The following is a 21,884-nucleotide window of genomic DNA, read 5'->3' as shown; positions in this document are numbered from 1 at the left end:
GACCACTTGTCCTGGTCAAGAGGTAGTCGGTGTTTCCCGGCGGGATACGCTCCTCGGGAACCGACAAGAGTACAAGGTTTGCTAGTGATTTAGGTTCTTGGTTGTGCCATCAGATAGGGCAGGGCTTGCTTCACGCTAGCTTTACATCCCCAAGCCGGACCAGGCTCTGCCAGCGCCAAAGGGCCGGAGGTATCACACTGGTCAGCACCGGGCGTACGGGCGTGCTGTGTTGGCGTGCCGCGTGACCGGACTCTGCCAACTACGCCGTCGCTGTGGCAACGGAAGGGGATCGCATGAAATTGTCAATTACCGTCGAACCGTCTTGGCTACAATCATCAGACCTGATGTCGGTTTGGTTGACTTTAGACTGCAGTAAATTCAGGAATGATAAACACCAAGCCAAGGCTCTGCTCGGATGGAGTCAAATAGTCAGCGCTCGACCCTGTGGCGTCTCGGAATGCCGTTCACTCGATGTTCCGAGAGGTGACAGAGGTCACAAGCGAGTGCGCGCTTCAGCGCCTCGGTTCCCATTGAAAGAGGAACCGTGCCGCAAGGAATGCGAGGCCCACCCACGCTAGGGTTGGGATGAGTAGTATCGTCATTTCGCCGGTGGCATCCTCGCTCCATGCCTGGACGATTAGTTCGGCAGCCGCTCCTCCTGGTAGAGAGAGCTTTAAGCCGGCCATCTCGTCTGTGCCGGTAGCTGCGACCCACGTGGCCACTCCAACCACACCCATGGTGATCGGTAGTACTGTGATTTGGGCACTGTCGGGAGAACTCGTAATGCCAGCTGTAGCGAGGGCAAGGCCGAAGAACATGGCGTGAGTCAGCAACAAGACAGCGACCACATGCACTGGACTGCTTGGACCGCTGTCCACCAATGTTAAGACCATCAGAATCACCAGCGTCTGTGCCGCCGAGAGCACAATGAGTACCAACGAGAGGCCGAGAAGGATGGCGGGATCGCTGAGGAAGGTCGACCTCATGCGTTTGAGGAACAAATTCTGGCGTCTTGAAGCCAACGTAGTGGTAGTGCTGGCGTAGACCACGAAAGAAGGGATCACTGCCATGACCAGAGAAGCGATCACAGGGGTTCCGCCTATCGTGTCGCGGTTCCAATAAAGGAACACGGAAATGCCCAAAGGAATGACTGTTGCCATGAACAGGACCAAAGGGTCCCTGAGCATCTGGATGAACTCGGCTTTGGCGATAGGTAACATCTGGTCTCCTCAGTTGCTCAGTGTTCGGAAAATATCGTCGAGGCTTGCTGGCTGGACCGATAAGTTGCTGATCCTTATGGCCTTCTCCTCTGACCATTGCAGAAGTTTGAACAGATCGCGCTGAGGGTCCTGAGTTTGTAGTTTCCAGCCACGATCCGTGGTATCTACGGGGACAGGAACTTCGCCACGATATTCGGGGGTGCTGAAACTGATCGTTGTGGGGAACGATCCTGCCAGCTGGTTGAATGTGCCTTCAAGCTCGAGTCGTCCTCGGTGCATCAATCCAATTCGATCGGCATGCTCCTGGGCTTCCTCGAGATAGTGGGTGGTCAGCACTAGCGTGGCGCCTTGGTCACGGAGCTCGCTAACTACCTGCCAGAGTTCGTCGCGTGCTTCTATGTCAAGGCCAGTGGTGGGCTCATCCAGGAAGACAAGCTCGGGGTCACCGTAAATTGCTGTTGCGAAGTCCAGGCGGCGTTTTTCTCCCCCAGAGAGTTGAGAAACCTGGACGGTGTCCTTATGGGAGAGCCCGACTCGTTGAAGGACGCGGTCTTTATCGTCTTGCCGGCCGCTCACGGCCCCAAAGAGTTCAACGGTCTCCCCGACCCTCAAAGACGGAGCGAATCCGCTCTCCTGCAACATAATCCCCATTCGGGGTCGAACCGATCTGCGATCACGGGGATCTTGGTCAAAGACCCGAATCGTACCGGAACTTGGACGCCTGTGCCCCTCGATGGTCTCCAGTGCCGATGTCTTCCCCGCGCCGTTTGTGCCTAGAAGAGCGTAGAGTTCGCCTTGCTGTACTTCGAACGAGAGCTCCTCAACCGCCGTGAACTTTCCATAGCTCACGGTGAGCTCTTGGACGTCAATGACCTTTCGTGTAACCATGTCTTCATCCCAGCAAAATTGGCGGAGTGGCCCCAGTGACGTACTGTCATGAGTTAGGGACGCTTTCCGAAAAAGAGGTTGTGTGCCGCGTTTGCGACACACAACCCGGAGCCTCTCGCCTCAAGTTACGGGCGGAATCTAACCGACGCATCACGTGAAACTGATCGCAAGACAAGCTGGCCTGGTCGGTTCACCGGTCGGAGCCTGACGCCGCGAGTGAGGATGGGCGGAGTGGCATCCAGGCTGACCTGTGGGCCACTATTGAAGGTTTGAGAATTGTGGTGAGTCGGTCAATGAGCGACCGGCCACTCAGGGTGCGGTCAGGGAGGTTCGGGCTGGTGGTGTGTTTGTTCAGCCCACGTTCCTGAAGCTGAGTGAACACATTCGCTTCGAGGGGCCGGCAGGACGGCGTTTTCGTGTCATCGTGATGCAATGTGGACGCCCGAGTCAGTCTGTGGCCCACGCGACGACTGTGCTCAGGAGGGCGAATCAACCTTGCCGGTTTTTTCACGAACGGTAAGGGAGATCGAGAACCGCCAGCGCAGCGGGTTGTCGTGGAGCCCTGAATACGTGTATCGCGCACGTGGTAGTTACTAGTCGACCCGGTCACGGCTCCGAGGTTTTTCTTTCTAGGGTCGCGACCCCTTGAAGAAGATCTTCATACCGGTTACCCAGCCGGTCACGTCGTGATTAATGAACTGGTTGTTGTTATCGAAGGCGCGCCCGTTGAACTCGAGCAACACTTGAGAGACTGTGGTAGCAAACTCTGCTAAGACATGCAGGTGTGCGTATTTGCGTATCGATCGGGCGATCTTTCATATCACGTTGATATGTGAGTCAGGTTCAGGGCCAGAAGAACTCCTCGTGTAACGTCGGCCCTCGGTTCGCAAGAGTGTTGCCGCTCAGAAAAACCATGCGGGTCCGCGACCGCCCCACTTACTGGCCCGAGCTGGAGCGATTGGGGTAGTAACGGCGAGGGCCGCGCCGCGCAATCGCCTCGAACCGTACTTCGCAACTACAAGAGCGAGGTGGCGTTCGGTTGTCTCCAGCGATATCCAGTAGTAACTGGCCCAGAAACATATCGGTGTATCGGCGCTACTAAAACACCACCTCCCCGTATGCTACGGGATCTACCGGGGCCTGCATCTCGGTGGCCAGAAAAATTCGACACTGCGTTCGGCCTGTGGCCCAAAAGCGATGAAGGACTTTCAACGGCCTGAAGCACGGGTTGCGTCCTGAGACTGGGTGATACCCGAGTTATCTCTTTGCCTGCCGATGTCGGCGACGGGGTCGTTGAGTAACAAGCTTCCGTACTCCTTGAACGCCCTTGCGTACTGGAACGCGTACGTCTTTCATGTCTTCGCCGTCGCCGACATCGACAACCCACGTCCCATAGCTCTCGGCGTCACACCGACGGGGCTGTCATCGGTGCAGGAGGAATCGAAGGTGCTTCGCGAGCATTTTAGCGTGGCTCGCCGCCACCTTGTAGAGTGAGTTGTGTGCCGTTAGGTTGAAGAGCACTCTCACGAGCCCTTATCAGTTCGTTGACTGAACCATAGGGTGCGACCTCGGCCGACACGGTAACTGGGTTGCTATCGGTAAACCCGAAGATAGCGGTAGTTGCTGTAGTCGCTGTGGTCGCGGGAGTTGCGAGAGTCGGCATCGCAGTAACGGCGTGCCCGACTTCGCCGATATTCAGTGTGTCCGCAAAATGTGTCAGGTCATTTCGCATGATCTAACCTCCTCTCAGGGATGTCCTACTTTACGTGCCCGGGTGTTGTCCGGACATTTCCAACACTAATCGGTTGCAAGGCTGAAAATATCCCCAGAAATGTGGATCTTTGAACCGTATTTCTAGAACAAGCCCAACTTCACTGGCTCGCTGGATAAAATAGAGTGAGTTACGACTCGCTCAAAGTCTTCCCGCCCGAGAGGGCAGTAGGTGCTGCCAGGAGGAGAATCCATGGCTGACAACAAAAGAAACAGGAACGAAACAGAAGAATCCATTGGAATCTCTGGGACGTGGCAGCGACATTCTCTAGAGCGTGTCCGGATCAATACGGCCCAGGGACTGTTGCTAGGACTGGCTGTTTTTTGGGCTGCGGGGCTGCTTACCGCACTTGACCCCCTCTGGCACGTGCTGATTCTCTTGCCCAGCGCGACACTGTCGTTTTGCGTCGCACTACGGTGGGCGAAGCTCAGTCGAAACCTCTTGGTGTGGTCTTTGCTAGTCGGCGTTCTTACTGCCGGGGTAGCCAGCTGGTTGGCAGTAAGCCCCTTAGCCACGGGCGGATTGTTGATTGCAGGCGCTGCCTACCTCTCCACGCTACCGAGAATGCGAGTCGTGGCCACTGCCGGTCTCCTAGGTGTCGCGGTAGGGCTGGCGCTCCTCTCGACAGTGCATGAGCCAGATCAGGCGCCTATTTATGTGACGACTACTGTGGTTTTTGGCCTCTTCTGGGTGGCCGTCTTCTTCGGGTCTCGGTGGACAGTGCGGGTTGTGCGGGAGCTCGACAATGCCCACCGAGCCCAGACTCAATTGGCCCTTTATCGGCAGAAATTCCGTTTCGCGGCTGATTTACATGATATTCAGGGGCACACATTGCATGTAGTCAAGATGAAAACGGCCCTTGCTCAGCGACAGATGGACGACGCTCCTGACGCTGCCAAGCAGGAATTGGACGAGGTCCGTGGTCTTCTGACAGATACGATCTCGCAAGCCAAGTCACTTGCCTATGGAGAACGCCGTCTAACCCTGCAGGGCGAGTTGGAGAACGCGAAAAACCTCCTTGAGGCTACAGGTGCTACGGTCAATGTTCACCACGCTGATGCCGATCTCCCGCTCGAACGTGAAGAACCAGCAAGCTTGGTGCTCAGGGAGGCGACAACGAACATTTTGCGACACTCCGACGCTAGACAGGTGGAAATAACGGTCAACTCCAACATCGTGGGAATCAGCAATGACGGAGTCACTTCTGAAGCGTCAGAGCTGAGTGGGCTTGACGCCCTTAAGAAAAGAGTCTCAGAATTTGGCGGTACACTCATGGCGCACTGTGAAGAAAACCGGTTCATCACTGAACTTCGATTCCCCACACGTTAGAAAGGCATGGCAACATGATTCGTGTTGTGCTTGCAGACGACGAAAACCTCCTGCGCGCCGCAATGGCACAAATCTTGCCCTATGAAGGAGAAATAGAAGTTGGTGCAGAAGCCCAGACCGGGCATGAAGCCGTTGAGGCTACTGTGACTTATCGGCCCGATGTATTGGTTCTTGATCTTGAGATGCCTGAGATCGACGGCCTCGAGGTGCTAGAGACAATTCAGCAACAGCTACCAGGTCAGCCAGTGCTCATGTTAACCCGGCACGCCAAACCTGGAGTGCTACGCAAGGCTCTTCGGCTGGGAGTTAAAGGGTTCGAGAGTAAATCTGCCGACCCTTCTCATATCGCTGACGTCATTGAGGCCGTTCATCAAGGAAAGCGCTGGATCGGCTCCGACGTCTCAGCATCGGCGGTAAGCGACGACTGCCCACTCACAGAACGTGAGAAAGATGTCTTACGCGTAACCCGAGAAGGATTCTCAGCGTCAGAAATCGCGGCTAAACTTTTTCTCTCTCAAGGCACCGTACGGAACTACCTTTCAAGTGCCATAGCCAAAACACATGCAACAAACCGGCACGAAGCAGCGCGATTCGCTCGCGATCTTGATTGGATATGAGCCCCTAGTCCCCATCGTGTTATTCCTCTCTTTGCGGGGCATCTGACAACCGACCGTGAGGTTCCTACAATCAGACCCGGGGCCGTAGGCTCGGTACTCCACCCTGAGGTTCGGCCTGGCCTTCGGTACCAAAATCCTCGGTGACGTGGTGTCACTACAGCTGGGGGGTCAGACGATGAACACTGGGAACATGTCTACTCTTCGAAATTTGCTCTATGTCCTGATGGCTGTATCCGTGTTGTTATGCGTGCCGGCCCTTCTCGTGCATCTGTCCGTAGACCCGCTACCAGGGTGGGTGGAAGCTATTGCCAGTTCACTAGGTGGGCTTGTGTGGTTCGCTCCGGTGGTTGTTTTTCTGTGTGGACTGGCACTGGGCTGGGCTCAGAGGGAGATTCGCCGAGGCCAGCAACGATCACAGGCACCATCTCGTTCCCCTCAGGACTCGGATTAGCCAGGGAACCGACTCCTTCTGCCGGTACCTCCGGAGAGTGAAGTGCCCCGGGGCTTGTTCCTAGGCATTTACCTTGTTTTCCATTATTTCTTGTTTCGGGTTGCGAGCCCAATAGTCGACTTCTACCTCGTGTGGTGTCCGGTATCCCAGGCTCTGGTGGAGTCGGGCTTCGTTCCACCACCTCACCCATTCAAACGTAGCGATCTCGACCTCAATAACATCCGTCCAGCCTCGGGTATGGATCAATTCATTCTTGTATGAGCCGTTGACGTTTTCTGCTAGAGCGTTATCGTAGGAATCCCCAACTGTGCCGGTCGACGGTGTCATACCAGCCTGTGTCAGCTTGTCGTTATAGATAACACTGACGTATTGGGAGCCGTGGTCAGCATGATGGACCAGGCCCGTGGTTTCCTTCGCTGATGCAATGGCTTGATTCAATGCCCGCAGCGGTAGGGCTTTGGTCCGCATCGAATCCGATAGTGCCCAGCCCACGATCTTACGGGAGAACGCATCGGTGACAAACGCTGCATACACAAACCCTGCCACGGTGCGGACATAGGTGATCTCAGCCACCCACAACCGATTCGGTCCCTTTGGTTGAAAGTCTCGTTTCACCAGGTCAGGGCGAGTAGCAACAGTCTTAGCTTTGCGTGTCGTCACAGGAGACTGACCCTTGCTCTTACCGCACACCCCGGCCAGGCGCATCAACCGGCCAGTCTGCTCCCTGCCGATACTGATTCCTGCACGACGGAGTGCATGCCACATCTTGCCTACACCGTAGATACCGTAGTTCTCTTCATGAATCTGGCAGATCATCTCCACGAGGTCAGCATCGGGCAGTGCCCGGGCACTAGGGCCGCGGGATTTGGATTGGCGGTATCCCCGGGAAGTGATGAACCCGCCCTCCCGGTGCTGTCTCAACCTCGCACAGATGAACTCAACCCCAAAATGATCACGGTATTCGTCAATGAACGAGATCATTTCTGACGTTTCGGGTCGAGTTCTGACGCGAAAAAAGCCGAGGCAGCTTTCAACAGTTCGTTGGTGTCACGAAGCTCCTGGACTTCCCTGCGCAGCCTCGCATTCTCCGCAATCACATCCTCCCCCGCACGGTGTACTCCACCGGCTTTACGGGCTTGTTGTACCCACTGGCGGGCCGTATGCCACGAAACACCGAGCTTCGGACCCACCAGTTTACATGCTGCTTGAAGAGACAGATTTTCTGCCAGGATACGGTCTTCCACGAGACGGACCACACGGTCCTTTGCGTCCTGGTCAAACTTCTTTGGCATGATCTAGATTTTCCCATCTACTCAGACGGAACAAAACCTGGGACACTTCAACGCGTTCCTCACCGACCACACCGCGGCCCTGGTGGGGGTGAACTGGGTGGAGGTCGACCGCGGGAAAGACCGGAACATCGGATGGGAAGTCGACGGGGTGCCCGCCGGGCTGATCGCGGAGTTCTCCCGCCGCACCACCGGCGGGGCCGGGGACGGGATCGCGACCGCGACACAGCGGCTGATCGAGGAGAACCTCGCCAAGCACGGGCACGCGCCGTCGAAGACGACGATCACGCGCCTGCGCCAGCAGGCAACCCTGGAGACCCGCCCGGAGAAGGAGTTGCACTCGCTCGCCGAGCTCACTGCTGACTGGCGCAACCGCGCTACCACCCTGCTCGGCGAGGACGCAACAACCTGGGCGCGCGAGCTGCGTGCACGCGGTCTCGCTGAGGCCCCGTTGCAGGCGCGCGATCTGGCACCGAAGCAGCTGGGCGAGATTGCGGATGTGGTCGTGCGCGAGGTTGCCGACCGGCGTGCGACATGGGCGCGCTGGCATGTGCACGCCGAAGCCATGCGGCAACTCATGTCCTTGCGCTTCACCACTACCGCCGAGCGCACCAGGGTCCTCGACCAGATCGTCGAGCAGGCCGAGGCCGCCTCGGTGCGGCTGACCCCGGACTATGACCGCGCCGTGCCAGAGGAGTACGTGCAGGCGGACGGGTCGAACCGATTCCAGAGCGCCGAGCAGGTGATGATGACCAGCCAGGACATCCTCGACGTCGAAGCCCGCCTCCTCACCCACGGGCGCGCAGCGGATGGCCCGCGCCTGCCGGACCGGTTGGTGAAACGGCATGTCTCCCGGAAGGTACAGGGCGTCCGGCTCGCCCCGGACCAGGCGGAGGTGATCACCGCGATCGCGACATCCGGGCGCGGCCACGACGTGCTCGTCGGGCCCGCGGGGGCCGGGAAGACTGTAGCGTTGCGTGGCCTGCACCGGGCCTGGACCGCTCGCCACGGGAGGGACTCGGTGATCGGTCTCGCGCCGTCGGCGACCGCGGCCGAAGCCCTCGGGGCATCGCTCGGGGTACAGGCGGAGAACGTGCCGAAGTTCCTCTACGAACACGACAAAGGCCGCTGGGATCTGCGGGCCGGGCAGTTGGTGATCGTCGACGAGGCCTCCCTCGCCGGCACCCTGACCCTGGACCGCCTCGCCACGCATGCCGCCGAGGTCGGAGCGAAAATCGTGTAGGTCGGCGACTGGGCACAGCTGTCCTCGGTAGAGACGGGCGGGGCATTCGGGATGCTCGTGCGCGCCCGCCGGCGTGCCCCGGAGCTGCACACCGTGCGGCGGTTCGTCCACGACTGGGAGAAGGCTGCTTCCCGGGACCTCCGGCACGGCAAATACGCGGTGCTCGACACGTACGAGGACGAGCGGCGGCTGCATGACGGGGATCTCGAGGTGATGCTCGATGCCATCTACATCGCCTGGCAGCACGACCGCGATCAGGGAGTCTCCACGCTCATGCTCGCCGGGAACGCGGAGATGGTTGCCGAGCTCAACCAGCGTGCACGCTCCGACCTCATCACCGCCGGCCGCGTGCAGGAGGCCGGGGCGGCGTTGCATGACGGCACCACTGCCGGAGTCGGTGACCTCGTCGCCACCCGTCGCAACGAACGCCGCCTCACCACGGGCAAGTCGTGGGTGAAGAACGGCGACCGCCGGCACGTTGTCTCCCACCGTGAGGACGGGGCACTGGTGGTGCGACGGCTCGGCAAAGGCGACACCACGCGCGGGCGGCGACTCGTGTTGCCTGCGAAGTATGTGGGGGAGCATCTCGAACTCGGCTACGCGTCCACGGTCTATCGCGCCCAGGGCTCGACCGTGGACACCGCGCACACCCTCGTCGACCCCGGCACCGCCTCCCGCGAACTGCTCTACGTCGGACTGACCCGCGGCATGCGCGAGAACCATGCCTACGTCATCCAGCCCGACCCGCACGAGGTCGAGCCCCACCTCGACCCGCCCGAGGAACTCACCCGCGTCGAGCAGCTCGCACGGGTACTCGCCCGCAGCGACGCCGACCTCTCCGCGACCGAGACCCGCCAGGTCGAGGCCGACAAGCACGCCTCTCTGGCGAAACTGCTGGACGAGTACGAGCTCCTCGCCCGCGAAGCACAGACCGACCGGTGGGAAGCACTCCTAGATATCGAGCCGTTCGCTACCGGTGAGATCGCCGACGAGGTGTTCACCAGCCCGTACTACGAGTACCTCGAAGCCTCCCTCGCCCGGCACGAGGCCACCGGACACGACGTCACGGGGGCACTGACCGCACTCGCTCCCCAAATCCTGCCGTCCGATGAGGACACGGACCCAGCCGCCGAGCTCGCCGCGTGGCTCGATCGCGCCACACTGAACCAGGCCACCCGCCGCACTGCCAACCGGCGCCGCGTCGCGGGGCTCATCCCGGCACCGGCCGAGCCTGTCTCGGACGACATGCGCGCCGCGCTTGCGGAACGGCAGGAGCTCATCGAGTCCGCGGCGGGACGGCTGCTCTATCATGCGATCAGCGAGGGCGAGCCGTGGATCAAACGACTCGGCACACCCGGCAAGGACACTCGGTCCCGAAATCTGTGGACGAGGCACGCGACGACGGTGGCCTTGTATCGGCACCGCTACGGCATCGCTGATCCGAAGCCCCTGGGAGAGGCCAAGAGGATCGCGTCGGCCCAGCAAGCTGTGGAATACCGGTATGCCTCCGCTGCGCTCCGCAGAGTCCAGGCGAAGGAAGCACCTTCCCCCGTACGACCATTTCACAGCATTTCCAGGGAAGGCCGGGGTCGCGGCCTATAGAGCGGGGCGTGCTACGACTTGGGCGTCGCTCCGTCCCAGCTACGTCGTTTCGTCAGATGCCAAGAGCCGCACGAGGGACATTCGTAGATGCGCAGCGATCCGGCATGCCGCGATCGACGCAGCGCCACGCCCGCAGCCTCGCCGTAGTCGTCATACCGGCGTTTGCCGGTTTCGGAGCACAGCGGACTACGACGCGGTGGGTGTCGCTTTTTCTTGGAACGCCGAACCATACCTCCTCTGCTTTCCGTCTGGGGAAGTTACTGGCCGCGCGAGTGCCCTTCCATGCTGGCTGGCGTGGAAGGGCACTCGCGCGGTCGGGGTCGAGACAGTGCGCCAGTCAGACGGCGGCGCTCAGTTCTGACCAATCGTCCGACGGCAAGCGGCCGCGGCTGTCGTCCGACGAGCCTTCCCCGAGTTGTTCGAGGATAGTGTCCGAGAGGAGATCCTCAGTGCCCTTGAGGGCGTCGGCGACTTCCTGGTCGGTGGGGAAGACCATCTCCGCGGCGACATTGTCTTGGACGATCCGGGCGATATTGTCCAAGGCGACGAAGACGTAGTCCTCCGGCAGCTCCGCACAGGGAAGGTAGATCAGATGCGTCCCGACCCGTGTGGGGTCCATGAGTTCGCGGATGATGATCGAATTCTGGTTGAGCACCGAGGTCGTCCAGATCGAGAGCACCACGACGTAGACGTCCTTCCACTGTGCGTGGGCGATCTTCTTCTTCCACCGCTTCATGATCTTCTGCACGCCGGTGATCTGCGCGTCCGAGGCATACCACATGTTCGTGGGGATGCTGTCGTAGACGCTGGCGGAGAACCGTTCGAAGGACTTGATCGACACATAGCCGGCCTCGACCGACCGCTCGATGTGCCCGATCCCGGCGTCGAGGATGTGCCGGCACGAAGCCTCGAACTCCCCGGGCAGGTTCGCCTCCCGGATGGGGCGGCGGGCGACCGTGAGCGTGTCGGCGAACGCGGTCAGCGTGGGCACCCAGTCCGTGGTCTCGGACCCCTTGAAGTAGGGGGCGATGATCGAGAAGATCCCCAGCGGGATGTGCGCGACCGACTTCGTCAGCTCGAAGGTCTCCGGGATCGGGTGCAGCGTCTCGGTCTTGCCGTCGAAGACGAGCGTGTACTCGCCACCCTTGGGGTCGTTGTTGACGATGATCACCGGCGAGAGGTGCTCGATCAGCTCGGCTTTGAGTGCGGCGTAGTGGCGCTGCATGTCCGTGTCGATCTGGAAGATCGCGTTCCTGGCCTGTACTTTCGGGCTCGACCAGTACGCGGTCATGTCCAGGTCGTGCGGGTCGATCTCGTCCGCGCGGCGGTGCGGGGAACGCGACGGCCCGTGCTGCTGACCGGGTGAGCTGGCCAGCGTGTGGTGGTCGATCGGGCATCCGTGGTTCTCGTGTCCCACGGTGGTCCTCCTCTCTGAAGATGCAGGATTACGGTGCCCCTGGCGCCCAGCCGAACTCCGGCCGAGCGCCAGGGCCGTGGTCAGGCGGCGGTCGGGACGGACCCTCGCCTGCCAGGATCGGTGTGCCCTACCGGAGGCTGCCCGTGTTCGGCACGACGACGCCGTAGAGGTCGGCGATCGTGGCCAGCGCACTGTGGTGGAGCTGCTCGGCCGGGACCTCGGCGATGCTGGTCTGCAGCGGGCGGGTCGCGCAGGCCTCGGCGACGACGGTCGGCTTCTTCCCGTGGAGGAAGGTGCCTTCCGCGGTGAAGGTCACGCACATGTTCGTCATAAACCCCGCGATGACGACGTCGTCGTGACCGGCGGCATCGACCAGGTCGGCCAGGTTGGTGCCGACGTAGGCGTTCGGGGCGGTCTTCGCGACCACGGCCTCACCCTCGACGGGGGCGACCTTCGGGTGGATCTGCCCGATCTCGGCGTGGATGTCGTACGGTGTGCCATCCCCACCGTCGTTGACGATGTGGATCACCGTCGCCCCGGCCTCCCGCGCCTTGGCGAGCAGGTCGGCGGCTGCGTCGAGGGCGGGCTCCCACCCGTCGAGCTCCATGACACCGGTGGTGTAGGTGTTTTGAAAGTCGACCATGATCAGGGTCGAGTCGGCCAGGGCGGCCGGGGTGTCGTCGAAGCCGTTGAGCTGGCGAAGCGTCGTGCGTGCCATCGTTTCTCCTCGTGATGTCGGTATCGGTGCCCGGGCCGGTTCGTGGCGACCGGGGATACTGCGACGTTAAGATTCACCAGAGGGTGTCGGCAATGTCATGCAAGCCGCAAAAACCGATATCGTAGGCATCGACGGGACGGAGGAAACCGGTGAGCGTGATCGAGCGCCTTGTCGTAGTGGTCGTCTTCGAGCACGTGGACCTGCTCGACGTGACCGGCCCTCCCGAGGTCTTCGCGCTGCTGCAACGGGAGATGGACGAACCCACCGGGTACGAGGTCGTGCTCGCAGCCGAGACCATGGACCCGGTCACGACGTCCGCGGGCGTTCGCATCCTGCCGGACGTGACGTTCGACGGCCTCGCACATCGGTCGATCGATACGCTCGTCGTTCCTGGCTCTGTGCGTGTCGATGAGCACAGGCGGGTCACCGCCCTCGTCGACGACGGCATAGCCGACCGTGTGGCCGACCTGGCTTCACGTACGCGTCGTGTGACTTCGGTGTGCGTGGGTGCGCACATCCTCGCCGCCACCGGGCTCCTTGACGGTAAGCGGGCGACCACGCACTGGTCGACCGTGCAACAGCTCCCCGCCGAGCATCCCGAGATCACCGTGGACGCCGACCCGATCTTCATCCGCGACGGGAACGTCTGGACCGGCGCGGGCATCAGCTCGTGCCTCGACCTCTCGCTCGCGCTCGTCGCCGACGACTTCGGGGAAGTGCTCGCGCAGAAGGTTGCCCGGCAGCTCGTCGTCTACCTCAAGCGCCCCAGCGGTCAGAGCCAGTTCAGCGTGCCGCTCGAACCCATCTCGACCACCCGCCGCGTCGACGAACTCCGGCACTACATCGCCCAGCACCTCGCCGAACCGCTGACCGTCGCCGATCTCGCCGCGAATCTGCATATCGGCGACCGGCAGCTCACCCGGATCTTCAAGCAGGAGCTGGGGATGACGCCAGCGGCGTATGTCGAGTCCGCACGCCTCGAGGCCGCCCGCAACCGACTGGAGACTACGGACGACACTCTGACCCGCATCGCCACCGCGTGCGGGTTTGGCACGTTCGACACCCTTACCCGTGCCTTCCGTAGAGCCTTGAACGTCACCCCGAGCGAATACCGTAGCCGGTTTCGCGTCCATTGAACCCATTGCGTCGAGGTGGAGACTGACGGCGTTGGGCAGCCCATCACCTAACCCCGGGTCGAAATGCGCGAGGTTCGCCTAGGTAGGACGGGGGAGGAGTGAATCGATGCGGAGCGCGCCAGCCATGACCCAACCCAGCGGTTCACCGGCGGCCTCGATCAGCAGAGATCGCTTGGTGCCCTGCCCCAGCGATCCACAAAGGAGCTACCCGCTGCCTCACCACCGCAGGGCGCCTCTCCGATGCCCCCGTCAACCGTGACATCGAAGAGGTCCAGGTCGACGATCTTGTTGTAGGCCCCAGACGTTCGAAGATCCCGATATCGATCCACTCATCGCGGCGCCGCCGGACCGTGGCGGCCGACCAGGTGATGTCGGTGCCCTGGTTTACAGATTCTGCGCCAATCCAGCTCGGTGACCACGGATAACGATCTCTACTCGGTCGCGTGCGTCGAGTTTGCGGAGGATACGGTTGATATGTGCTTTCACCGTGCTCTCGGTGAGCACGAACCGTTCGGCGATCTCCGCGTTCGTCAGCCCCTCAGTGATCGCCCGCGCGATCTCCCGTTCCCGCTCGGTCAAGGCAGCGAAATCACTGTCCGCCGCCGGTTCCGGTAGAGTCGGCCATTTCACGGTCTCGAGCATCCGACGAGTTATTCGCGGCGTCACGACCGCATCGCCGTCGTACACCGCGCGCACCGCGGCAGTGAGCTGATCTGGGGTGGCGTCCTTGAGGAGGAAGCCGCTCGCTCCGGCCGCCAGACCGTTGAACGCGTACTCATCCAGGTCGTAGGTAGTGAGAACGAGCACACGCGGTGCCTCATTCCACCCGGTGATGCGCCGGGTCGCTTCGATGCCGTCCATACGCGGCATCCGCACGTCCATGAGGATGACGTTTGGTTGCGTCTCGGCCGCACGTTCGATGGCTTCTCGTCCGTCGGAAGCCTCGGCGACGACGGTAAGGTCGGATTCGAGCGTGAGCATCATGGCGTAGCTGCTGCGGGTGTGCTCGTTGTCGTCGACGAGCATGACTTTGATGTTCATGATGAGGTCTCCTGCCTCAGCGGAATCGTGGCTGTCACGTGCCAACCGCCAGCGGGGGCCGGGCCGTGGTGTGCTTCGCCACCGAGCAGTGCGGCGCGCTCGGAAATACCACGTAGTCCGTTCCCAGCCCCCACTGTCAGGTCGCTGGTTTCGCCGTTGTCGTGAACCTGTGCGATGAGACTGTCATCCGAATAGACAAGGGTCACCGTTAGCAGCGTCGCGCCACTCGCATGGCGTATCACGTTCGTGATTGCCTCCTGCACGATGCGGTAGACGCTACCCCGAATATCCTCAGTCAGCTCGCCAGGATTGGGGTTCCCATTGACGACGAGCTTCCCCGTGAGCCCGGCGCTCTCGGCCGTGTCGATCAGCTCGTAAAGACCAAGATCGACCGGGACCGTTACGACCGCCTCTTCAGCGCGTGTCTGCCTCGGCAGGACCGGCGGCGTGGCCGGACGTAACTGGGCAGCCTCCCCCTCAGGACGCAGAGTGTCAAGAATGTTCCTGGTCTCCCCGAGCGCACCCCGAGCAATCCCGTTGATCCTGCTCAGCCCCTCTTCCATGACCTCCGGGCTGATACCCGAAGCCCTGCGCGCGGCGTCAGAGACATTGATGATCGCGGTCAACGAATGCCCGACAACGTCGTGCATCTCACGAGATAGCGCGGTGCGATCCTGCACCGCTTTCAACTCGGCCGCATGCACTCGTTCGTTCTGCTGCTGGTGATAACGCTGCCACTCGGAGTCACGCAGACGACGGTGAAACCCAACAACAATTCCAGTCAGACCCGCGGGGATGATGAAGTTCAGCATCACCAAGAGCCGGTTATTGCCACTGGCGTACTCCATGGTGATCATGTTCCCGACCATCAATGTGAGAACCACGGCGACGACTATGCCAGTAAGGAAAACCCACGCCTTCCTCGCTTCGAGGTACGCTCCTGCCGCGTAGCAAGCCAGCGCAAGCCCAACGTAGTCCCAGAAACCGAGGGCAAGCTCTTTCGTCATGACGAGCACGAACACAGTTCCCAGCACAACCAACGGGGCGCGTCGCCTGAAGAACAGCGCGCCGCTGATACCCGCGGTGATGGCCAAACCGAACGCCCCGGTCCAGGCAGGCACGTTCCCGAGGATCATCGAGTGCAAGATCCCCCCTGAGAGCACAAGGGCATAGCCGGCCGACACCAACACATCCACCAGCGTCGGGTGCGTGGCGAGGAATCCTCGCCCCGGCCGTGCCTGCTCGGTCATGATCAGTGCTCCTTCCTCCGTAGCACCATTCTGCCAATGAGGACCGCGGCGACGATGAGCAGGGTGTTCCAGACGAGGAACCCGAACGTCTCGGGGACCGTGGGCCAGTCGAGGGCGCGCACCCGCATCCCGACTCCGGCCTGCGCGTAGGGGTAGAGCAGGTCGAGCCCGCCGAGGGTGGCCATGAGGCTGCCGACCGAGGCGACCAGGCCGATGGCAACGGCGGTGGCGTAGCTGCGTACGATGATCCCGACGACCAGCTGGATCGCCGCGACGGTCATTCCGCCGATGGCCCCCAGCAGCCCCCAGCAGAGCATGGCCGCGATCGCTTCCGGCGGGAGCTCGAAGCCGAGCAGCAGGCTGGCGATGGCGACGACCACGATGAACGCGGCCTGGCAACACAGCACGAACCCGGCCAGCAAGAGCAGCTTGCCGCGGTAGACGCGCAGATGCGCACCGTAGGAGGCCAGCCGTCGCCAGTTGCCTTGTTCGTGTTCCATCCGGGTCAACGAGGCGGCGCGGATGGTGATGAGGAACGGGAAGAACAGGATCGCCCATAGCAGCCCGCCCTGCCCCCAAACGGCGAGCCAGGTGACGCCTTGTTCTTGAAACGTCTCGGCGTTGCGCAGGTAGTTCGTGGCCCCGTTGAGGGCGTTGAGACCGGCGAGGACGATGACGACGGCCAGGAGCACCCAGGCGCGCTTGGACTTGTGACGCTCGATGGAAAGCGTAGACATGAGCACTCCTTTACTTCGAGATCTGACGGCTGAACACGGCCTGACCGATGCCGGCGCAGAGCACACCGACGACGGCGACCACGGCAATGAGGGCGCCGAGGTTCTCGATCATCGAGAACCCGACGATGGTGCCGTCGACCACTTCGGTACGCACCGGTGTGATCAGCCCTGGGTACTGCCACGGCACGAGGGAGGCGACCGCTGGGGGCACGAATCCGGCCGAAGAGCCGATCAGTCCACCGATGATGCCGACGGTGAGGGTCACGGCTTGCCGTTGGAACAGCAGCGCAAGAAACAGCTGGATCGCGACGATCGCGAGGTTCGCCAGCACGAGCCCGAGCAACCACACCCCGATCAGCCCCATATCCAACGCGACGCCCTGGGCAGCGGCGAGGGCGCTGACCGCGGCCACGATCACCAGCGTAGCGAACGTCGACAGGCCAGCCGCAAGGAGGTACTTCGCACGGAACAGAGATCCGCGAGACTGGTTCGCGGCGAAGAGCATCGGCATCGTCCCACCGTCGTGTTCCATCGCCGCCAGTCGGGAGACGATCACGGTGGCGAAGATCGAGGCGAAGATCGTGTGCACCTGGGAGACCTGGCCGATCACGAACCCGGTGTCTTTCGGCGCACCGCTGATGTCGCGTCCGAATGCGTTGATGAGCAGCAGGAGCACCCACACGACCTCGAACCCGAGCACCAGCAGCACGGTCAGCCAGAGCCGCTTGCGCTTGAGCTTTGAAAACTCCAGACCGAGCGCCTTCATGCCGCCACCTGCCCGTTCCCGACCTCGGCGGCCTGCATCTGCGCTCGCTCGGTCATCGCAAGGAACGTCTCTTCAAGCGAGCGACGTCGTACCTCGACTCGGTAGACGCCGACGCCTTCGCCAACGATGGTGTTCACCAGCTTCGGGATGTGTTCGTCCGCGTACACCGGGAGCGTGATCTCCCGGCCCTGCACCTGCTCGACCTGCCAGCCGATCGACCGCAGCTTCGCCGCCGTGCGCTCGGCGTCGTCAATGGTGAGGACGAGCCGGCCCGCGTCCTCGAGCCCGGACATCGGGCCCTGGTAGAGCAGCCGGCCTTGGTTGATGATGCCGATGGTGTTCGCCATCTGCTCGATCTCGCTGAGCAGGTGGCTGGAGACGATCACTGTCAGCCCATGGCTCTGCGGCAGGCTCTTGATGAGGTTACGGATCTCGTGGATGCCGGACGGATCGAGGCCATTGGTCGGCTCGTCCAGGATGAGTACTTCGGGGTTGCCGAGCAGCGCCATCGCGATGCCGAGGCGTTGCTTCATGCCCAGCGAATACTCCTTCGCGAGCTTGTCCTTCGCGTGCGTGAGCCGCACAGTCGCCAGCGCCCCATCGACGGCTTCAACTGGGACGCCCTTGATGCGGCGTACGATCTCGAGGTTCTCGTGCCCCGTGAGGTGCCCGTAGAACGAGGGTGCCTCGATCAGCGAGCCGACGCGCGGGAGGATGCGCCTGGACGAGCGGGGGGTGAACTGTTCGCCCAGCATCTCCACGGTGCCTGAGGTGGGGCGGGCGAGGCCGAGGAGCATCTTCATCGTGGTCGACTTGCCCGCACCGTTCGGTCCGAGGAACCCGTAGACCTGTTGCGGGGCGACGGCGAGGTCGACTCCCTCCACGACCGGGGTTCCTCGATACTGCTTGGTCAGCCCGCTGGTGCGGATCGCCCACTGGGAAGGCTGATTCACGTCGTCTCCTATCGCTGGTGGATGATTACACCATCCATTCCAGTGCGTCCCAAACGCCGATACATCAAACCGTGGTTCACAATCTGACAGGCCTGGCCGCGTGCCAGGACTGCCGCCTGCGACACCTCTGGTGACTTGCCAGGAACGGGTCATCGGCCCTCGACGTCCAGCTCAGAATCGCCCAGGATGCTCGGCGCCAAGGCAGACCGCTCCGAGGTCTCCGGCACAGTGGCCGAGGGATCAGTTCAACGATCGGGCGAGCCGGGCTCCACTCGGCCCCGACGACCGTTCAACACGGGCATGGGTCGCGTGCGACGCCGGCCTGGCGGCTCGGCACTCCGGGTCAGTCGGCGTGTAGAGCCTCGACGGGGGTGACCTTCGTCGCGATGCGGCTGGGCATCACCGCTGCGAGCAGAGTGAGGGCGGTCGTGGCAACGGTGACGACAACGATGACCGACCACGGTACGCTCGGCGCGAGCCAACCGAAACCATAGGTGCGGTCGCCCAAGAAGCCGAACAATGACTGGGCTCCGGCCCACCCGCAGAACACTCCGAGCGCGAGACCGGCAACGGTCGCGGTCACAACGATGTGCAGTGCCTCGAGGAACACCATTCGGCGGATCTGGCCTTTCGCCAGACCGACGGCTCGGAGCAGTCCAAGCTCGCGGCGGCGTTGCACGACTCCGATGGTCAGCAGGTTGATCAGGCTGATACCTGCGATGACTGCTGAGACCCCGACGAGCCCCATGATGATCACCGAAAAGATACTGAACGCAGTGTCCATCTGGCTGGTGAGAGCGTTGAGTTCTTCCGGGGAGAGGTCCAAGTCTTCCCAGTAGGCGGTCAGGTTGATGACCGCGTCGCGAATGACGTCAAGAGCGACCGCGAACATCACAACGAGCGCGACACCGATCATCACGCCGACGGACATACGACTGGCACGTTCCGGGGCGCGGAGCGCGTTCCCGGCCGCCATTTTCGCAGTCGTCGAGGTTCCGAACAGAAACCCGAAGCCGCGCAGCAGTGGCGGCATGATGAGGGTCGACCCGATGACGATTCCGGTGAACGAGAACGCGCTACCCCAGAACGCGACGAAGAACCCGAAGGGCGGAATGACATTGCCCAGCAAGATACCGATCAGCAGCAACACCCCACCGATCGCGAGCAGCACGACGGCCCAGACGTGGCGACCCACCTGCCGGGCGACCTTCGCGTAACTGCGGTCACCCGAGCTGCCCAGCGCTTCCAACGGGCTAACGGTGAGCACGCGTCGCGATCCGACCCAGGCCGCGATCCAGGTCGTGAGGACAACCGCGATGACCGGCGCAGCGAATGTCACATGCCACACCGAGAAGTCCTCCGGCGCCGTGAGTGCGCCACCCGTCTGAGCTGCGACGACCCCGGAGATGACTGACGCGCCGATCGCCGAGATGCCTACTCCGGCGAAGACGCCGAGGATCGCGCCGATGACGCCGACGGTGAGGCCCTGGCGGGCGACGATGCGCCGTTGCGCGCGAGCACTGGACTCGATCAGTCGCATGAGAGCGATCTGGCGTACGCGGCCGGCGATGATGGTCGAGAACGTGTTGGCAGTCGCCATCGCACCGACATACATGGCCAAGCCGACCATGACGACCGATCCGAAGGTGAGGAACAACCGGATTCCACCGACCATGCCGAGGTTGCTGCCGCCGACCCACGCGGCGATGTACTCGGTGGCGTTGATCAGGAACACCCCGAACGCGGTTGACAGGGCCCCGATGAGAATACTGGCCCCCATGCCGTGTTCGCGGAGCCACGCGAACGGTTTGGCGTTGCCCTGGGGAGCCTGTAGTGGGGCTTCTGGTGCCGCGGTGCTCACGCTGCACCTTCAAACTCGAGGATGGACCGCGATATGGCCTCAGCGGACTGTCTCGGGGTGTCGGCGACGATCCGACCGTCGCCGAGGAAGATCACCCGGTCGGCGTAGCTGGCGGCGATCGGATCGTGCGTGACCATCGCAATCGACTGCCCATGTTCCTTCACCGCTGCGGCGAGCAGAGAGAGCACCTCGCGGCTCGACCGTGAGTCAAGGTTTCCAGTCGGTTCGTCTGCGAACACCAACTCGGGGTTCGTGCCGAGGGCGCGGGCGATGGCGACGCGCTGCTGCTGACCACCAGAGAGCTGACCAGGTCGATGCGCAAGCCGGTCGTGCAAGCCGAGCGAGTGGATAAGGCGGTCGACGCGTGCACGCTCCTGGGTCGTGGGCTTGCGGCCGTCGAGATTGAACGGCAGGAGGATGTTGCCGAGCACATCGAGGGTCGGCACGAGATTGAACGACTGGAATACGAAACCGATGCGGCGGCGACGCAGCACCGTCAGCTCGGCGTCACGCATCCGCTTGATCTCCGTACCGCCGACGAACACCCGCCCGCCCGAGGAGTCGTCCAGGCCGGCCATGATGTGCATCAACGTCGACTTGCCCGACCCCGACGATCCCATGATCGCAGTGAACTCGCCCTCGCGGATTCCCACGGTCACATCAGTGAGAGCCCGGACCGCGTTCGCTCCAGCACCATAGGTCTTCGTCAGGTTGAACACGCGCGCTGCGAACGCGTGCGCGGCCGGTACTCGCTGTGCCTCCGGTGTCACGCTGTCTCCTCTCGCTGGTCGATCATCCACTATCCATTCCAACGAGGAAGGAGCCGCGGCACATCAAACCACGGTTCACAATCCCGCGACACTCGAAGATGTCTCAGCCGCGATCATGATGGTCGTGCGCTGGCCACCTGCAGCTCGTCGTCGACGCCTCCGGGACGTTCGTTGCCTCCCCTCCGCGCCGACCGCTCCGCACACTTACACCGAGGGGCACACAGCTCGCGCGATGGACGAGCCCGAGAAGCACCCTCAGCGTCGTCGACTTCCCGAAGCTACCGGAGCCGAGGACTCCGATCCCCTGCCGCGGCACTCCCGTCAGGCAGGCCTGGCCGACCACCCGCACTGGTCGAAGCTGCGTGCTCAGCCTGACCTACCGCGTGATCGTCCCACGTCGCGCTCGTCGCATCTCCGTCATCGTCCTATGCCATCACCCGGCCGCCAGGTCACAGGGCAACCTGCGCCCAGGAGGCTGCACGGGACCCAGCGGGCACATCCAACCACGGTCGGCGCCGCCCCAACCTGCATCCCTTGCCGGTCGTAAAGTTTTGTCCTAGCCTGGCAGTGGGCATCGCCCCGGACAGCCTGGCCGCCACGCAACTGTCCGCAGTACAGAGCCCTCTATGGCGTCACGCAAAGGAGAAGATCATCATGAAGGCAATCAACCACGAGGCGGCCACCGCTCTGCAGGAACTGACCGACAACGAACTCGACCAGATCCTCGGAGCGGACGGCGTCATCTCGACCCTCACTCACGAGTGCCACATGAATTCGTGGCAGGGGCTGCTCACCTGCTGCAGCTGACCCCAACCCGAAAGAAGC

16 protein-coding genes and 2 pseudogenes are annotated in these 21,884 nt (G+C 62.2%); 5 read left to right on the top strand and 13 right to left on the bottom strand.

Going from position 1 to position 21,884, the window contains the following annotated elements:
• Positions 1-512: 512 nt before the first annotated feature.
• Entirely contained in the window at positions 513-1,220 is a 708-nt protein-coding gene (locus DCC27_RS08255) for an ABC transporter permease (RefSeq protein WP_110110511.1), read from the bottom strand.
• Between the two features lie 9 nt (positions 1,221-1,229).
• On the bottom strand, positions 1,230-2,108 hold the full coding sequence (locus tag DCC27_RS08250) for an ABC transporter ATP-binding protein (protein WP_110110510.1): 879 nt from the start codon (positions 2,106-2,108) through the stop codon (positions 1,230-1,232).
• Positions 2,109-4,452: 2,344 nt separating this feature from the next.
• Here DCC27_RS08250 and DCC27_RS08240 point away from each other — a divergent pair.
• Both DCC27_RS08240 and DCC27_RS08235 read left to right on the top strand, forming a co-directional pair.
• Entirely contained in the window at positions 4,453-5,208 is a 756-nt protein-coding gene (locus tag DCC27_RS08240; RefSeq protein ID WP_168186107.1) for a sensor histidine kinase, read from the top strand.
• Between the two features lie 14 nt (positions 5,209-5,222).
• Positions 5,223-5,825 (top strand): DNA-binding response regulator, encoded by a 603-nt coding sequence (locus tag DCC27_RS08235; RefSeq protein WP_110110507.1) that lies wholly within the window; start codon positions 5,223-5,225, stop codon positions 5,823-5,825.
• A gap of 511 nt (positions 5,826-6,336) precedes the next feature.
• On the opposite strand, the gene DCC27_RS08230 is transcribed toward DCC27_RS08235, so the two are convergent.
• Positions 6,337-7,568 (bottom strand): IS3 family transposase gene (locus tag DCC27_RS08230; protein ID WP_110110506.1). Its coding sequence is split into 2 segments (ribosomal slippage): positions 6,337-7,280 and positions 7,280-7,568, totalling 1,233 coding nucleotides; the frame shifts between segments, so codons are not numbered across the junction.
• A 7-nt stretch (positions 7,569-7,575) separates the two neighbouring features.
• On the opposite strand from DCC27_RS08230, the pseudogene DCC27_RS08225 reads away from it, so the two are divergent.
• Positions 7,576-10,410: pseudogene (locus tag DCC27_RS08225) on the top strand (AAA family ATPase).
• A 337-nt stretch (positions 10,411-10,747) separates the two neighbouring features.
• On the opposite strand, the gene DCC27_RS08215 reads toward DCC27_RS08225, so the two are convergent.
• Both DCC27_RS08215 and DCC27_RS08210 read right to left on the bottom strand, forming a co-directional pair.
• Positions 10,748-11,827 (bottom strand): hypothetical protein, encoded by a 1,080-nt coding sequence (locus DCC27_RS08215; RefSeq protein ID WP_180342661.1) that lies wholly within the window; start codon positions 11,825-11,827, stop codon positions 10,748-10,750.
• 127 nt (positions 11,828-11,954) lie between these two features.
• Positions 11,955-12,545: an isochorismatase family protein gene (locus DCC27_RS08210; RefSeq protein WP_110110504.1), complete on the bottom strand. Its 591-nt coding sequence runs from the start codon at positions 12,543-12,545 to the stop codon at positions 11,955-11,957.
• 149 nt (positions 12,546-12,694) lie between these two features.
• Between DCC27_RS08210 and DCC27_RS08205 the strand changes: the two genes are divergently transcribed.
• On the top strand, positions 12,695-13,681 hold the full coding sequence (locus DCC27_RS08205) for a GlxA family transcriptional regulator (RefSeq protein ID WP_110110503.1): 987 nt from the start codon (positions 12,695-12,697) through the stop codon (positions 13,679-13,681).
• 6 nt (positions 13,682-13,687) lie between these two features.
• On the opposite strand, the pseudogene DCC27_RS12510 reads toward DCC27_RS08205, so the two are convergent.
• The 8 genes and pseudogenes from DCC27_RS12510 to DCC27_RS08170 all read right to left on the bottom strand — a co-directional run.
• Positions 13,688-14,054: pseudogene (locus DCC27_RS12510) on the bottom strand (IS5/IS1182 family transposase); the annotation flags it as partial.
• 11 nt (positions 14,055-14,065) lie between these two features.
• Positions 14,066-14,722, bottom strand: coding sequence for a response regulator transcription factor (locus DCC27_RS08200; protein WP_110110502.1), 657 nt, complete (start codon positions 14,720-14,722; stop codon positions 14,066-14,068).
• Positions 14,719-15,972 (bottom strand): sensor histidine kinase, encoded by a 1,254-nt coding sequence (locus DCC27_RS08195; protein ID WP_110110501.1) that lies wholly within the window; start codon positions 15,970-15,972, stop codon positions 14,719-14,721. Before DCC27_RS08195 ends, DCC27_RS08200 begins: the two co-directional genes overlap by 4 nt.
• 2 nt (positions 15,973-15,974) lie before the next feature.
• The gene (locus DCC27_RS08190) at positions 15,975-16,709 is read right to left on the bottom strand and encodes an ABC transporter permease (RefSeq protein ID WP_110110500.1); all 735 of its coding nucleotides are present in this window, start codon (positions 16,707-16,709) and stop codon (positions 15,975-15,977) included.
• A 10-nt stretch (positions 16,710-16,719) separates the two neighbouring features.
• Positions 16,720-17,475, bottom strand: a complete 756-nt coding sequence (locus DCC27_RS08185) for an ABC transporter permease (RefSeq protein ID WP_110110499.1) — start codon at positions 17,473-17,475, stop codon at positions 16,720-16,722.
• Positions 17,472-18,428 (bottom strand): ABC transporter ATP-binding protein, encoded by a 957-nt coding sequence (locus DCC27_RS08180; protein ID WP_246840069.1) that lies wholly within the window; start codon positions 18,426-18,428, stop codon positions 17,472-17,474. The genes DCC27_RS08185 and DCC27_RS08180 overlap by 4 nt, the downstream gene beginning before the upstream one ends.
• 343 nt (positions 18,429-18,771) lie before the next feature.
• The gene (locus tag DCC27_RS08175; protein WP_110110547.1) at positions 18,772-20,208 is read right to left on the bottom strand and encodes an FtsX-like permease family protein; all 1,437 of its coding nucleotides are present in this window, start codon (positions 20,206-20,208) and stop codon (positions 18,772-18,774) included.
• 77 nt (positions 20,209-20,285) lie between these two features.
• On the bottom strand, positions 20,286-21,059 hold the full coding sequence (locus tag DCC27_RS08170) for an ABC transporter ATP-binding protein (RefSeq protein WP_110110497.1): 774 nt from the start codon (positions 21,057-21,059) through the stop codon (positions 20,286-20,288).
• A gap of 654 nt (positions 21,060-21,713) precedes the next feature.
• Here DCC27_RS08170 and DCC27_RS08165 point away from each other — a divergent pair.
• Positions 21,714-21,866 (top strand): lacticin 481 family lantibiotic, encoded by a 153-nt coding sequence (locus tag DCC27_RS08165; RefSeq protein WP_110110496.1) that lies wholly within the window; start codon positions 21,714-21,716, stop codon positions 21,864-21,866.
• The last annotated feature ends 18 nt before the right edge of the window (positions 21,867-21,884 follow it).

The organism is Auritidibacter sp. NML130574 (assembly GCF_003185725.2).
Taxonomy (GTDB): domain Bacteria; phylum Actinomycetota; class Actinomycetes; order Actinomycetales; family Micrococcaceae; genus Auritidibacter; species Auritidibacter ignavus.
This window is presented reverse-complemented; position numbering and strand designations above follow the sequence as displayed.

Excerpts from the sequence above, each read along its gene's own strand:
- DCC27_RS08255 (WP_110110511.1), bottom strand. The coding sequence starts at position 1,220 with ATGTTACCTATCGCCAAAGCCGAGTTCATCCAGATGCTCAGGGACCCT.
- DCC27_RS08250 (WP_110110510.1), bottom strand. The coding sequence starts at position 2,108 with ATGGTTACACGAAAGGTCATTGACGTCCAAGAGCTCACCGTGAGCTAT.
- DCC27_RS08235 (WP_110110507.1), top strand. The coding sequence starts at position 5,223 with ATGATTCGTGTTGTGCTTGCAGACGACGAAAACCTCCTGCGCGCCGCA.
- DCC27_RS08210 (WP_110110504.1), bottom strand. The coding sequence starts at position 12,545 with ATGGCACGCACGACGCTTCGCCAGCTCAACGGCTTCGACGACACCCCG.
- DCC27_RS08200 (WP_110110502.1), bottom strand. The coding sequence starts at position 14,722 with ATGAACATCAAAGTCATGCTCGTCGACGACAACGAGCACACCCGCAGC.
- DCC27_RS08195 (WP_110110501.1), bottom strand. The coding sequence starts at position 15,972 with ATGACCGAGCAGGCACGGCCGGGGCGAGGATTCCTCGCCACGCACCCG.
- DCC27_RS08190 (WP_110110500.1), bottom strand. The coding sequence starts at position 16,709 with ATGTCTACGCTTTCCATCGAGCGTCACAAGTCCAAGCGCGCCTGGGTG.
- DCC27_RS08185 (WP_110110499.1), bottom strand. The coding sequence starts at position 17,475 with ATGAAGGCGCTCGGTCTGGAGTTTTCAAAGCTCAAGCGCAAGCGGCTC.
- DCC27_RS08175 (WP_110110547.1), bottom strand. The coding sequence starts at position 20,208 with ATGGGGGCCAGTATTCTCATCGGGGCCCTGTCAACCGCGTTCGGGGTG.
- DCC27_RS08165 (WP_110110496.1), top strand. The coding sequence starts at position 21,714 with ATGAAGGCAATCAACCACGAGGCGGCCACCGCTCTGCAGGAACTGACC.